This is a genomic window from Rubellimicrobium sp. CFH 75288 (genome assembly GCF_009904055.1).
Classification (GTDB): domain Bacteria; phylum Pseudomonadota; class Alphaproteobacteria; order Rhodobacterales; family Rhodobacteraceae; genus Rubellimicrobium.
Genome location: NZ_WYDP01000005.1, coordinates 314,272 through 327,012 on the forward strand (window position 1 = coordinate 314,272; position 12,741 = coordinate 327,012).

At 73.8% G+C, this 12,741-nt stretch carries 11 protein-coding genes; 6 read left to right on the top strand and 5 right to left on the bottom strand.

Annotated elements, in window-relative coordinates:
- The first annotated feature begins 8 nt into the window (after positions 1-8).
- Complete coding sequence (locus tag GT358_RS07205) at positions 9-1,523, top strand: YifB family Mg chelatase-like AAA ATPase (protein WP_166581915.1); 1,515 nt, start codon at positions 9-11, stop codon at positions 1,521-1,523.
- On the opposite strand, the gene GT358_RS07210 is transcribed toward GT358_RS07205, so the two are convergent.
- Positions 1,493-2,401 carry an alpha/beta hydrolase fold domain-containing protein gene (locus tag GT358_RS07210; RefSeq protein WP_371416240.1) on the bottom strand — a complete coding sequence of 303 codons (909 nt, stop codon included), beginning with the start codon at positions 2,399-2,401 and terminating at the stop codon, positions 1,493-1,495. The genes GT358_RS07205 and GT358_RS07210 overlap by 31 nt on opposite strands.
- Positions 2,398-3,342 carry a glutathione synthase gene (gene gshB, locus GT358_RS07215; protein ID WP_166581916.1) on the bottom strand — a complete coding sequence of 315 codons (945 nt, stop codon included), beginning with the start codon at positions 3,340-3,342 and terminating at the stop codon, positions 2,398-2,400. Before gshB ends, GT358_RS07210 begins: the two co-directional genes overlap by 4 nt.
- A gap of 131 nt (positions 3,343-3,473) precedes the next feature.
- Between gshB and GT358_RS07220 the strand changes: the two genes are divergently transcribed.
- On the top strand, positions 3,474-4,070 hold the full coding sequence (locus GT358_RS07220; RefSeq protein WP_166581917.1) for an exopolysaccharide biosynthesis protein: 597 nt from the start codon (positions 3,474-3,476) through the stop codon (positions 4,068-4,070).
- Between the two features lie 10 nt (positions 4,071-4,080).
- Here GT358_RS07220 and GT358_RS07225 read toward each other — a convergent pair whose 3' ends face one another.
- Together GT358_RS07225 and rsmI are read right to left on the bottom strand one after the other, a co-directional pair.
- Positions 4,081-4,443 carry a YraN family protein gene (locus GT358_RS07225; protein WP_166582040.1) on the bottom strand — a complete coding sequence of 121 codons (363 nt, stop codon included), beginning with the start codon at positions 4,441-4,443 and terminating at the stop codon, positions 4,081-4,083.
- Positions 4,444-4,468: 25 nt separating this feature from the next.
- Positions 4,469-5,416, bottom strand: a complete 948-nt coding sequence (gene rsmI, locus GT358_RS07230; RefSeq protein WP_166581918.1) for a 16S rRNA (cytidine(1402)-2'-O)-methyltransferase — start codon at positions 5,414-5,416, stop codon at positions 4,469-4,471.
- Positions 5,417-5,477: 61 nt separating this feature from the next.
- Between rsmI and GT358_RS07235 the strand changes: the two genes are divergently transcribed.
- Genes GT358_RS07235 through murJ form a run of 3 tightly spaced genes read left to right on the top strand, consistent with a single transcriptional unit; the run spans position 5,478 to position 10,903 of the window.
- The gene (locus GT358_RS07235) at positions 5,478-6,659 is read left to right on the top strand and encodes a penicillin-binding protein activator (protein ID WP_166581919.1); all 1,182 of its coding nucleotides are present in this window, start codon (positions 5,478-5,480) and stop codon (positions 6,657-6,659) included.
- The gene (locus tag GT358_RS07240) at positions 6,625-9,327 is read left to right on the top strand and encodes a [protein-PII] uridylyltransferase (protein WP_371416245.1); all 2,703 of its coding nucleotides are present in this window, start codon (positions 6,625-6,627) and stop codon (positions 9,325-9,327) included. Before GT358_RS07235 ends, GT358_RS07240 begins: the two co-directional genes overlap by 35 nt.
- Positions 9,328-9,331: 4 nt before the next feature.
- On the top strand, positions 9,332-10,903 hold the full coding sequence (gene murJ / locus GT358_RS07245) for a murein biosynthesis integral membrane protein MurJ (protein WP_166581921.1): 1,572 nt from the start codon (positions 9,332-9,334) through the stop codon (positions 10,901-10,903).
- Here murJ and GT358_RS16650 read toward each other — a convergent pair.
- Positions 10,900-11,613: a rhomboid family intramembrane serine protease gene (locus GT358_RS16650; RefSeq protein WP_166581922.1), complete on the bottom strand. Its 714-nt coding sequence runs from the start codon at positions 11,611-11,613 to the stop codon at positions 10,900-10,902. The genes murJ and GT358_RS16650 overlap by 4 nt on opposite strands.
- A gap of 75 nt (positions 11,614-11,688) precedes the next feature.
- Here GT358_RS16650 and trpS point away from each other — a divergent pair, with 75 nt between their 5' ends.
- Positions 11,689-12,714, top strand: a complete 1,026-nt coding sequence (gene trpS / locus GT358_RS07255) for a tryptophan--tRNA ligase (RefSeq protein ID WP_166581923.1) — start codon at positions 11,689-11,691, stop codon at positions 12,712-12,714.
- The last annotated feature ends 27 nt before the right edge of the window (positions 12,715-12,741 follow it).

Consider the following 12,741-nt stretch of genomic DNA (forward strand, 5'->3'; position numbering starts at 1 on the left):
GAGCGGTGATGGTCGCCTTCGCCTACACGGTCGCGTTCGAGGGGGTGGAGGCGCGTCTGGTCGAGGTGCAATGCGCCGTGACGCCGGGCCAGCCCGCCTTTGCCATCGTGGGCCTGCCCGACAAGGCCGTCTCCGAGGCGCGCGAGCGGGTGCGCGCCGCGCTTTCGGAGATGGCGATCGCGCTGCCCGCGCGGCGGATCACGGTCAACCTGTCGCCCGCCGACCTGCCCAAGGAGGGGTCGCATTTCGACCTGCCCATCGCGCTCGCGCTGCTCGCCGCGCTGGAGGTACTGCCGCCCGAGGACGTGGCGCGGACCGTCGCGCTGGGCGAGCTGTCGCTGGGGGGCGCGCTCGTCCCCGTGGCGGGCGCGCTTCCGGCCGCGCTCTGCGCCGCCGAGGAGGAGCGGGTCCTGCTCTGCCCCCGCGCCTCGGGCCCCGAGGCGGCCTGGGTCGGCGCGGCCACCGTGATCGGCGCCGCCTCGCTGGCCGAGGTGATCCGCCACTTCTCGGGCGCGGGACCCATTGCCCCCTCCCGCCCCGGAGAGGTGGCCCCCGCCCCCGCCGCCCGCGACCTGCGCGACGTCAGGGGCCAGGAGCGGGCCAAGCGCGCGCTCGAGGTGGCGGCGGCCGGGCGGCACCACCTTCTGCTCGTGGGCTCGCCCGGGTCGGGCAAGTCGATGCTGGCTTCGCGCCTGCCGGGGCTCCTGCCGCCCCTCTCGCCGATCGAGGCGCTCGAGACGTCGATGGTCCATTCGCTGGCCGGGCTGCTGACCGAGGGGGGGATCAGCCGGACCGCACCCTTCCGCGCTCCCCACCACACCGCCTCGGTCGCGGCGATCGCGGGCGGCGGGCGCGGGGCGCGGCCGGGCGAGGTGAGCCTCGCGCATAACGGGGTGCTGTTTCTGGACGAGCTGCCCGAGTTCGGCCGCGCCGTGCTCGAGACGCTGCGCCAGCCCGTCGAGGCGGGCGAGGTGCTGGTCGCCCGCGCCAACGCCCATGTGCGCTATCCCTGCCGCTTCCTTCTGGTCGCCGCCGCCAATCCCTGCCGCTGTGGCCACCTGGCCGAGCCTGCGCGTGCCTGCGGCCGGGCCCCCCTCTGCGGCGAGGATTACCTAGGCCGGGTCTCGGGGCCGCTGATGGACCGCTTCGACCTGCGGCTCGAGGTGCCGCCCGTGGCCTTTGCCGATCTGGACCTGCCGCCTGCGGGCGAGGGGTCGGCCGAGGTGGCCGCCCGCGTGGCCGCCGCCCGCAGGGTGCAGGCCCGCCGCTTCGCGGGTCACGCGACCGCGCGGCTCAACGCCGACCTCGAGGGCGACCTTCTGGCCGAGGCGGCCGAGCCCGACGCCGAGGGGCGCGACCTGCTCGGCCGGCTGGCCGAGCGGATCGGCCTGTCGGCGCGCGGCTATCACCGCGTGTTGCGCGTCGCGCGCACCATCGCCGATCTCGACGCCTCCGAACGCGTGCGCCGCCCCCATGTGGCCGAGGCGGCGGGCTACCGGCTGGCCTTCGCGAAGGCGTCCTGAAGAAAGCGCGCCGCCTCCTGCAGCGAGGCGCGGGCCTCGGGCACCCAGCCGTCGAGGATGGGCAGCACATGCGGCGCCCCGGCCGCGAGGCGGAAGGTCACGGGGGCGCCGTCCTCGCGCAGGCGCGCGGCCATCCGCTCGCCGTCGCTGCGCAGGGCCTCCGCGTCGCCCACCTCGATCAGCACCGGAGGCGCCCCGGCGAAGCGGCCGAAGAGCGGCGAGGCGCGCGGGTCGCGGGGATCGGCGCCGCACAGGTAGCGCCCGACCACCTCGGGCATCCGCCCGACCGGGATCAGCGCGTCCGCCGGCCCGAGCGAGCGCAGGCTTTCGCCCGAGAGCGTCAGGTCGCACCAGGGCGAGAGCGCCACGAGCGCCGCCGGCCGCTCGCCCCGCCCGAGCAGGTGGGCCAGAAGCGCGAGCGCGAGCCCGCCCCCCGCGCTGTCGCCGCCCAGCGCGATGTCCTCCGCCCGGTAGCCCAGCGCGCGGAGGCCCTCCCAGGCGGCCAGCGCATCCTCGAAGGCGGCGGGAAAGGGCGCCTCCTGCAGCAGCCGGTAGTCCGGCGCCGCGATCTCGAGGCCCGAGAGCCGCGACAGCCGGGCGAGCATCGCCATGTGCGTGGCGCCACTGCCCGAGAGATAGGCGCCCCCGTGCAACCACAGCACCACGCGCCGCAGCGCCACGGGCCCCGCCGTGATCCAGTGGCAGGGCACGCCGCCCAGGGGACGCGGCAGGTCGCGGGCGAAGGGCGGCGGCCGGAACAGGCAGCGCGAGAGGCGGTCGAAGTCGCGCGCGGCGTCCTCGGGCGTGCGGGTCCGCGCCAGGAGCGGCCGCGCGACGCGCCGCATCAGGATCGCGCAGAGGCGCAGCCGCAGGCTCACCCCAGCCGCCGCCGCTCCACCGCCTCCCAGATGAGGCGGGCCGCGTTGATGCCGTCGAACCGCTCGAGTTCCTGGATGCCGGTGGGCGAGGTGACGTTGATCTCCGTCAGCCAGTCGCCGATCACGTCGATGCCGACAAAGACGAGGCCGCGCTCGCGCAGCAGGGGGCCGATCTCGGCGCAGATCTCGCGGTCGCGCGCGGTCAGGGGCGCAGGCTCGGGGCGGCCGCCAACATGCATGTTGGAGCGCGTCTCCCCCTCGGCCGGAACGCGGTTGATGGCGCCTACGGGCTCCCCGTCCACCAGGATCACGCGCTTGTCGCCGCGCCGCACGGCGGGCAGGAACTTCTGCACGATCAGCGGCTCGCGCGAGAAGCCGGTGAACAGCTCGTGCAGCGCGGCGAGGTTGCCGTCCTCGCCCGAGAGCTTGAACACCCCCGCGCCGCCGTTGCCGTAGAGCGGCTTGAGGATGATGTCGCCGTGGCGCGCGCGGAAGTCCCGCAGGGTCCCGAGGTCGCGCGCGATCGCCGTGGGGGGCGTCAGGTGCGGGAATCGCAGCACCAGGAGCTTTTCGGGCGCGTTGCGCACCGAGACGGGGTCGTTGACCACCAGCGTGCGGGGATGGATCATCTCCAGCAGGTGCGTGGTGGTGATGTAGCCCATGTCGAAGGGCGGGTCCTGGCGCAGCCAGACCACGTCGAACTCCGACAGGTCCACCTCCGCCTCGGGGCCGAGCGTGGCGTGGTCGCCCCGCACGCGCCGCACCTCGAGCGGCCAGCCGCGGGCCAGCACGCGGCCCTCGCGGTAGAGCAGGCGGTCGGGCGTGTAGTGGAACAGCCGGTGCCCGCGCTCCTGCGCCTCGAGGGCGAGGCGGAAGGTGGAATCGGCGTCGATGCTGACGCCCCCGATCGGGTCCATCTGGAACGCCACCCGCAAGCCCATGCGCGCCTCCCCGGCCGGTGCCGCCGCTTCATGCCCCGGACGCGGGCCGAGGGCAATGGCAGCGCGGGAACCCGGCCGGCCCCCTTCCTGTTCAAGGCACAGGAAGCCCTGCGCGCGTTCCGAGGTGCCCGATGTCCGCCCCGTCCGTCCATGCCCTGAGCGACGTGCTCGACCAGCTCGAGCGCGCGGCCCATGGCGAGAGCATCACCGTGCAGGAGGTGGTGGACACGCTGGGCCACAAGTCCTTTGCGGCGCTGATGCTGGTCTTTGCGCTGGTCTCGACCTCTCCGGCGAGCGCGATTCCGGGCCTCACCGCCACGGTCGGGATCATCACGGCGATCCTGGCGGCCCAGATGATGTGGGGGCGGCGCAGCGTGTGGCTGCCGGGCTTCGTGACGCGCCGGCAGCTGTCGACGCAGCGGCTGTGCCAGGGGATCGGATGGCTGCGCCGTCCGGTCCGGTTCGTCGAGACCCTGCTGCGCGAGCGGCTGACGTTCCTGCTGCACCGGCCCTGGCTGCTGGTGCCGCTGGGGCTCATCATCGCGCTGGCCCTGTTCATGCCGGTCATGGAGATCATTCCCACCTCGGGGTCGATCGCCTCGGCGGTGATCGCGCTCTTTGCGGCAGGGCTGCTGACGCGGGACGGCGCACTGGTCGCGATCGCGCTCGCCCTTCTTCTGGCCGTGCCGGTGGCGATCTGGCATTTCGGCTTCGGCGGCGCGGCCTAGCGGCTGCGCCCTAGTCCCAGTCCGCGCCCCACGCGTTTTCCAGCACCGTCACCCGGCCGCTGCCGTCCACCAGCGCGAGGTCGTGGCGCTGGGGCGTGAGGGACCCGGCCGGCTCGCCCTGGCAGAAGGCCGCCAGGGCCGCAGAGACCCGATCCATCTGGCGCCGCGACAGGCGCCGGGTGGCCACAGCGATCTGCCGCGCGCACTTGACCTCGACCGCAACGACCGTCGCGCCGTCGCGCAGGATCAGGTCCACCTCGCCCCAAGGGCTGCGCCAGCGTCGGGCGAGGATCGTGCAGCCCCGGTCCGCATAGGCGCGCAGGACCGCCTCCTCCGCCATCAGGCCGGCGCGCCAGGCCGCGCCCCCGCGCAGCGACCGCCCCGGACCGGCCGTCCGGTCAGCCCGGCGGGGCGCCGCCCTCTCCGTCTGTTCCCCCGGACGCGCCGGACCCATCCCCGTCCTCCTCCTTCAGGGCCAGGGCGAGGCGATACACCTCGGCCCGCGGCCAACCCATCGCACCGGCCACGGCGGCGGCAGCATCGCGCAGCCGCATCGTCCGCAGCGCCGTCCGCAACGCCTCGCGCACGGCGGCCTCGTCGGCGGAGCCCCCTTCGCCCCGCGCGACGACCAGGACGATCTCGCCCCGCGGCGGATCGGCCGCGACCCCCGCCGCGAGGCCGGAGAGCGGCCCCCGGCGCACCTCCTCGAACCGCTTGGTCAGTTCGCGGCAGAGCGCGGCCTGCCGGTCCCCCAACACATCGCACAGATCCCTTAACGTCTGGTTAACGCGCTGGGGCGATTCAAAGAAGACCAGCGTGGCGGGCACATTGCGCAGCTCGGCCAGCGCGGTGCGGCGTGCGGTGCGGGTCGCAGGCAGGAACCCCGCAAAAAGGAACCGGTCGGCAGGCAGGCCGGACACGGCGAGCGCCGCAAGCAGCGCCGACGCTCCGGGCGCCGCCGTCACGCGCAGGCCGCAGGCCAGCGCGGCGCGCGCGAGCGTGAAGCCGGGATCGGAGACAAGGGGGGTTCCGGCCTCGGACAGGTAGGCCACGGTCGCGCCCTGCTCCATCGCACGCACGAGGTCGGCCGTCACCGCCGGCCCCGAATGGTCGTGGCAGGCCACGAGACGCCGCCCGCCGAGCGCGATGCCGTGGATGTCGAGAAGGCGCCGGGCGCTGCGCGTATCCTCGGCCGCGAGGATGTCGGCCGAGCCCAGAACGTCGAGCGCTCGCAGGGTGATGTCGCGCGCGGCGCCGATCGGCGTGGAGACGAGCACCAGTTCGCCCGGCGCGCGCCCTGACGGTCCTGCCGCGGCGGCGGATTTCGGCGGCCGGTCGTCGTTCATGGCTGGACCCTCCGCCCCCTGCGCCTATGATGCAGCCGAGCCAGACTGGGGGAGGCCCGCCATGACCGCAAGTCCCACCACCCGCCGCCTTCTGGCGGGCATGGCCGCCCTGGGCGCCCTGGCGCTGGCGCCGGCCTGCGCGCCGCTCGCGCTGACGGAGGACGGACCGGCCGCCCCAGCCCTGCGGCCGGGCGAGCCCGTGCCGGTGGCGCTGCTCGTGCCGGCGGGATCGCGGCAGGAGTCGGACAACTTCATCGCCCGCAACCTCGAGAATGCCGCGCGACTGGCGATTGCGGACCTGTCGGGGGTTGCGGTGGACCTGCGCGTCTATGCCACCGGCGGACAGCCCAACCGCGCCGCCTCGGCCGCCCAGACGGCGGTGCAGGAAGGCGCGGCCATCATCCTCGGGCCCCTCTATGCCGAGGAGGCCAACGCGGCCGGAGTGGCGGTGGCGGGCACGGGGGTCAACGTGCTCGCCTTCTCCAACAACCCCACGATCGCCGGCGGCAACGTCTTCGTGCTCGGCCCCACCTTCCGCAACACGGCCAACCGACTCGTGCGCTACGGCCGGCGGGCGGGGATCGACCGCTATCTCATCGTCCACGGCAACGACCTGCAGGGGGCGGTGGGGCGCGACGCGATCCGCGCCGCGGCCGAGGCGGTCGGCGCCACGGTCACGGGCGTGCAGGTCTATCCGCTGACGCAGGCGGCGATCCAGGCCGCCGGCCCCGCGATCGTGCAGGCCGCGCGCGAACAGGGCGCGCAGGCGATCTTCACCACGGCGGGACCCAACGCGGACCTGCCGATCCTGGCCACGGTGCTGCCTGCGGCGGGACTGCCGCCCTCCGAGGCCCGGCTCGTGGGCCTCACGCGGTGGGACGCGGTGCCGCAGATCCTGTCGATCCCCGGCCTTCAGGGGGGTCTGTTCGCGATTCCCGATCAGGACCGCCTGCGCGCCTTCGAGAGCCGGTATGCCGCCGCCTACGGCGCGACGCCGCACCCCCTAGCGGCGCTGGCCTATGACGGAATTGCGGCGATCGGCGCGCTGGCCGCGCGGCGCAACCCGCAGGCCCTGTCACGCGCCTCGCTGATCCAGGGACAGGGTTTCGAGGGGACGGCCGGCATCTTCCGTCTGCTCGCCGACGGCACCAACGAACGCGGTCTTGCCGTGGCGACGGTCCAGAACGGTCAGGTGGTCATCCTTGAACCTGCCCCCCGCAGCTTCGTCGGCGCCGGCTCCTGATCCGGCGGCGGACGCGGTCGCCGACACGCTCGCCCGCCGCAAGGAGATCGCCCGGCAGCTTGCAGCGCAGCGGCGGGCCGATCTCGACGCGGCCGAGCAGAGGTTGCGCGACCGGCCCTGCGCCGGCAGCGAAATCACGCGCGCCATCGCCGCGCTGACCGACCGCGTCGTGACCGCCGCCTGGGACGCCGCGCGCACCCTGCACCCGGACGCCGCGGCCGAAAGCCTCGCGCTGCTGGCCGTGGGCGGCTACGGGCGGGGCGAGATGGCGCCCTTCTCGGACGTGGACCTGCTGGTGCTGCTGCCCGGCCCGCTCGCCCCGCCTGAAAAGGCCCTGGTCGAGACGCTGCTCTATATCCTGTGGGACGTGCGGCTGAAGGTGGGCCACGCCACGCGCACCCTGCGCGAGACGCTGGCGCTCGCGCGCGGGGACATGACGATCCGCACCTCGCTTCTGGAGATGCGCCTCCTTGCCGGGGACGCGCGGCTCGCGGCCGAACTGCGCGAGCGGTTGCGCCGCGAGGTGCTGGCGGGCAGCGCGCCCGCCTTCATCGAGGCCAAGCTGGCCGAGCGCGCGGCGCGCCACCAGCGCCAGGGCGGCCAGCGCTACGTCGTCGAGCCCAACGTCAAGGAGGGCAAGGGCGGCCTGCGCGATCTCCAGGGCCTCTACTGGATCGGCAAGCACGTCCATGGCGTCGAGACGCCGCAGGAGCTGCTGGGCCGCGGCGTCTTCACCCCGGAGGAGTTCGAGACGTTCCGCCGGGCCGAGGACTTTCTCTGGGCCGTGCGCTGCCACCTCCACTGGATCACGGGGCGGGCGACCGACGGGCTGAGCTTCGACCTGCAGGTGGAGGTCGCGCGCCGCATGGGCTACGAGGGCGGCGACGGGCGCCGCGCCGTCGAGCGCTTCATGCAGGACTACTTCCGCCACGCCACCCGGGTGGGCGAGCTCACGCGGATCTTCCTGACCGCCCTCGAGGCGAGCCACGTCAAGGCCGCCCCCTCGCTCACGCGGCTGTTCGCGCGCGCCCCCCGCGCCCGGCCGCCCTATGCGATCAAGCACAACCGCCTGACCGTGGCCGACGAGGGGGCGTTTCTGGCCGATCCGCTCAACCTCCTGCGGATCTTCGAGGAGGCGCTGCGCACGGGCACGCTGCTGCATCCCGACGCGATGCGGCTGATCGCGGCCAGGCTCGACCTGATCGACGACCGGATGCGCGCGGATCCGCGCGCCAACGCCATCTTCCTCGACCTGCTGCTCAAGCACGGCAACCCCGAGCGCGCGCTGCGGCGGATGAACGAGCTCGGCGTCCTCGCCGCCTTCATCCCCGAATTCGAGCGCGTCGTCGCGCTGATGCAGTTCAACATGTATCACCACTTCACGGTGGACGAGCACACGATCCAGGCCATCGCGCATCTCGCCCTGATCGAGCGGGGCGAGCTGCGCGAGGAGCTGCCCGTCGCCTCGGGCATCCTGCGCGCGGGCGTCAACCGGCGGGTCCTCTATGTGGCGCTGCTGCTCCACGACATCGGCAAGGGGCGCGAGGGCGACCATTCCGAGGTGGGCGCGGCCATCGCCGCGCGGCTGGCCCCGCGCCTTGGGCTGACGCCGCGCGAGTCCGAGACGGTCGTCTGGCTGGTCCGCCACCACCTGCTGATGTCCGACACCGCCCAGAAGCGCGACATCGCCGAGCCGCGCACCGTGGCCGACTTTGCCGCGCGGGTGGAAAGCAAGGAGCGGCTCGACCTGCTCACCGTGCTTACCGTCTGCGACATCCGCGGCGTCGGGCCCGGTACCTGGAACAACTGGAAGGCCATGCTGCTGCGCGCGCTCTACCGCGCGACCGAGGAAGCGCTGACGGGGCCGCCCGAGGGGCGCGGCGAGCGCGAGGAGGAGGCGCGCCGCGCGCTCGCCGCCGCGCTGCCGGACTGGCCGCGCAAGGACGTGGAGGCCGAGCTCGCGCGCCATTACGGGCCCTACTGGCTCGGCCTCTCGACCGAGGAGCACGCGCTGATGGCGGGCCTGCTGCGCGGCATCCGCGACGACGAGATGCGCCTCGACCTCAAGCCCGACCCGGCGCGGGACGCGACCCGCGCGGCCTTTGCCATCGTGGACCATCCGGGCCTGTTCAGCCGGCTGGCGGGCGCGCTCGCGCTCGCCGGGGCCAACATCCGCGACGCGCGCACCTATACCTCGCGCGACGGCTATGCCACGGCCCTGTTCTGGATCCAGGACGCCGAGGGCCGCCCCTACGAGGAGTCGCGCCTGCCCCGCCTGCGCCAGACCATCGCCCGCACCCTGCGCGGCGAGGTCGTCGCGCGCGAGGCGCTGCGCGACCGCGACCGCCTCCGGCGCCGCGAGGCCGCCTTCGACCGGCCTACCCGCATCACCTTCGACAACGAGGCCTCCGACATCTACACCGTGATCGAGGTGGACACGCGCGACCGGCCCGGCCTGCTTCACGACCTGACTCGCACGCTTGCCGCGGCCAACGTCTACATCGCCTCGGCCGTCGTTGCGACCTACGGGGAGCAGGCGGTCGATTCCTTCTACGTCAAGGACATGTTCGGCCTGAAGTTCCACAGCGAATCGCGCCGCCGCGCCCTGGAGCGGCGGCTGCGCGAGGCGATCGAGCAGGGCGCGGCGCGCGCGCGGGACGGCATCTGACCCCATGGCCCGCAACCCCATCCGCCTCGCGCGCGGGTTCCTGACCGTGGGCGCCTGGACGCTGCTCAGCCGCATCGCGGGCTTCGCGCGCGACGTGATGATGGCCGCCTATCTGGGCGCGGGACCGGCGGCCGAGGCGTTCCTTGTCGCCTTCTCCTTGCCCAACATGTTCCGCCGCTTCTTTGCCGAAGGGGCGTTCAACATGGCCTTCGTTCCCCTCTTCGCCAAGAAGGTCGAGGGGGACGAGGACGCGCGCGGCTTCGCCGAGGACGCCTTTGCGGCGCTGTCGGCCTTTCTCGTGGTCTTCACGGTCTTGGGCACGCTGCTGATGCCCTGGCTCGTGCTCGCCATGGCGGCGGGGTTCCGCGGCGACGAGCGCTTCGATCTCGCCGTGCTCTACGGGCGGATCGGCTTCGTCTATATCCTCTTCATCTCGCTCGTGGCGCTGCTGTCGGGCATCCTCAACACCTTCGGCCGCTTCACCGAGGCGACGATCGTGCCCGTCCTGATGAACCTCATGTTCATCGCGGCCATGTGGATCGCGGACCTCGCGGGCTGGGACATGGGCCTGACGCTCGCCTGGACGGTGCCGGTGACGGGGGTGGCGCAGCTCGCCTTCACCTGGTGGATGGCGGCACGGGCGGGCTGGGCGCCCCGGCTGCGGATGCCGCGGCTGACGCCCGAGCTGCGCCACCTCGCGGTCGTGGCGGCGCCCGCGCTCCTGGCCGGGGGGGTGGTGCAGGTCAACCTCCTGGTCGGCCGCCAGGTGGCGAGCTTCTTCGAGGGCGCGGTCGCCTGGCTCTCCTATGCCGACCGGCTCTACCAGCTGCCGCTCGGCGTGGTGGGCATCGCCATCGGCACGGTGCTGCTGCCCGACCTGTCGCGGCGGCTGCGCGCGGGCGACGCCGAGGGGGGGCGGCACGCCTTCAACCGCGCGACCGAGATCGGGCTGGCCCTGACCATTCCGGCCGCGGTCGCGCTGGTCGTGATCGCCCAGCCGCTGATCCTCGCGCTGTTCGAGCGCGGCGCCTTCGGCCGGGCGGACACGGTCGCCACGGCCGCCACGCTCGCGGTCTATGGGGCGGGGCTGCCCGCCTTCGTGCTGCACAAGGTCCTCCAGCCCCTGTTCTACGCCCGCGAGGACACGGCATCGCCCTTCCGCTTCGCGGTCTGGTCGATGGTGGTCAACGCCGCCGTCGCCGTGGGCTGCGCCCCCCTGATCGAAGGGGTGGCGCCCGGCTGGGGGTTCCTTGCGGCCGCGCTGGGGACCACGGTGGCAGGCTGGACCATGGCCTGGCAGCTCTGGCGCGGCGCGCGCGGGGGCATGGGCGAGGCCGCGCGGGCCGACGACAGGCTGCGCGCGCGCCTGCCGCGCATCCTGCTCGCCTCCCTGCTGATGGGGGCCGTGCTGTGGGTCGTCGCCGGGATGCTGGAGGGCGCCCTGACGGGGGGCGGACCCACGCGTTGGGGCGCGCTTGCGGCGCTGGTCGCGCTGGGCCTCGGGGTCTATGGGGCGGCGGGCTGGGCCCTCGGCGCGTTCCGCCCCGCGGACCTCCGCGCAGCCCTGCGCCGCTAGCGCTCGCGCAGCCGCGCGCGCAGGGCGGCCAAGCCCCCGGGAACGAGGAGCGGCGCCACGAGGAACCCCGCGGCAAAGCCCCCCACATCCCCGATCCAGCCGGGATCGGAGCCAAACAGCAGACCGAAGGCGAACTGGATCGCGAGCAGCACCGCGATCAGCCGGAACGCGGTCAGCCGGTTGCCCCCCTCGCGCCCGATCCGCAGCCAGAGCGCGTAGGTGAAGGCGCCGATCAGCCCGTAGACACCCGGATAGGCCCCGAACAGAGGCCGCCCCGGCGGCGCGAGCATCCCGTAGGCCACCGCTCCCCCCAGCAGCGACAGCAGGAACACCGCCAGCATCGCGCCCCCGCCCATCGCATCGGCCACGAACTTGCCCAGCGCGAGCAGCAGCGCGCCCGCGAACAGCGCGTGCATCGCGTCCCAGTGCACGAGGCCGTAGAGCAGGAGGTTGGGCAGGTAGCGGCCATCCGCGAAACCCCGCTGCGCGAGGTGGTCCCACAGGGCGGGCGTCACCCCCCAGCGCTCGATCAGCCCGACGCGCCAGCCGACCGAACCCGGCCCCCCGACAAGACCCATGCCCGCGAGGCTCAGCGCCGCCTCCACCGCCGCCAGCGCCAGGAACAGGACCAGCACGACGGGCGGAATGGCGCCCAGGGCGGGGGCGCCGGGCTCGGGGGGGGGAAGGGGCCTGCGGGGGGGAAGGGCCACGGGGCTGCTCGGTTGACCTGTCCGGACCCCCCGGATAATCGAGCGCGGCGCCGATTTCCAGAAGGGGGGCATCCCATGACCGAGAGCCGCTTCGCCCCCCGGATCTTTTCGGGGATCAAGCCGTCCGGGGGCCTCACGCTCGGCAACTATCTCGGCGCCATCAAGCGCTTTGTCGAGGCGCAGGACCGCGGCGGGGCCGAGACGATCTTCTGCGTCGTGGACCTCCATGCGATCACCGTCTGGCAGGACCCGGCCGAGCTGCGCGCCGCCACGCGCGAGGTGGCGGCGGGCTTTCTCGCCGCCGGGATCGACCCGGAGCGATCGATCCTGTTCAACCAGTCGCGCGTCTCGGCCCATGCCGAGCTGGGCTGGATCTTCAACTGCGTCGCTCGGCTGGGCTGGATGAACCGCATGACGCAGTTCAAGGAGAAGGCCGGCAAGAACGCCGAGGCGCAGTCGCTGGGCCTTTATGCCTACCCCTCGCTGATGGCGGCCGACATCCTGCTCTATCACGCCACCCACGTCCCCGTCGGCGAGGACCAGAAGCAGCACGTGGAACTCACGCGCGACATCGCGGGCAAGTTCAATCACGATTACGGGGTGGACTTCTTCCCCCTGCCCGAGCCCGTCATCGAGGGGCCGGCCATGCGCGTCATGAACCTGCGCGACGGCACCAGGAAGATGTCCAAGTCCGGCGAGTCGGACATGGAGCGCATCAACATGACCGACGATGCCGCCACGATCGCGAAGAAGTTCCAGAAGGCCCGCACCGACGCCGCCCCCCTGCCCGCCACCGTGGCCGAGCTCGAGGGTCGCCCCGAGGCCAGAAACCTCGTCGAGATCTATGCGGCCCTTGCGGGGATCACGCCCCAGGCCGTGCTCGACCGCCACGGCGGCGCGGGCTGGGGCGCCTTCAAGCCCGCCCTGGCGGAGCTGGCGGTCGAGACGCTCTCGCCCGTCTCGCGCGAGATGGCCCGCCTGATGGCCGACCCGACCGAGATCGACCGGCTCCTGGCGCGCGGGGCCGAACGCGCCCGCGCGCTGGCCCAGCCGATCCTCGAGCGGACCTTCGACATCGTGGGCCTGGTCCGGGGCGGCTGACGCCGTCCGGGCACGGCCTGCGCGGCC

Excerpts from the sequence above, each read along its gene's own strand:
- GT358_RS07235 (WP_166581919.1), top strand. The coding sequence starts at position 5,478 with ATGACCGCAAGTCCCACCACCCGCCGCCTTCTGGCGGGCATGGCCGCC.
- gshB (WP_166581916.1), bottom strand. The coding sequence starts at position 3,342 with ATGGGCTTGCGGGTGGCGTTCCAGATGGACCCGATCGGGGGCGTCAGC.
- GT358_RS07205 (WP_166581915.1), top strand. The coding sequence starts at position 9 with ATGGTCGCCTTCGCCTACACGGTCGCGTTCGAGGGGGTGGAGGCGCGT.
- rsmI (WP_166581918.1), bottom strand. The coding sequence starts at position 5,416 with ATGAACGACGACCGGCCGCCGAAATCCGCCGCCGCGGCAGGACCGTCA.
- GT358_RS07220 (WP_166581917.1), top strand. The coding sequence starts at position 3,474 with ATGTCCGCCCCGTCCGTCCATGCCCTGAGCGACGTGCTCGACCAGCTC.
- murJ (WP_166581921.1), top strand. The coding sequence starts at position 9,332 with ATGGCCCGCAACCCCATCCGCCTCGCGCGCGGGTTCCTGACCGTGGGC.
- trpS (WP_166581923.1), top strand. The coding sequence starts at position 11,689 with ATGACCGAGAGCCGCTTCGCCCCCCGGATCTTTTCGGGGATCAAGCCG.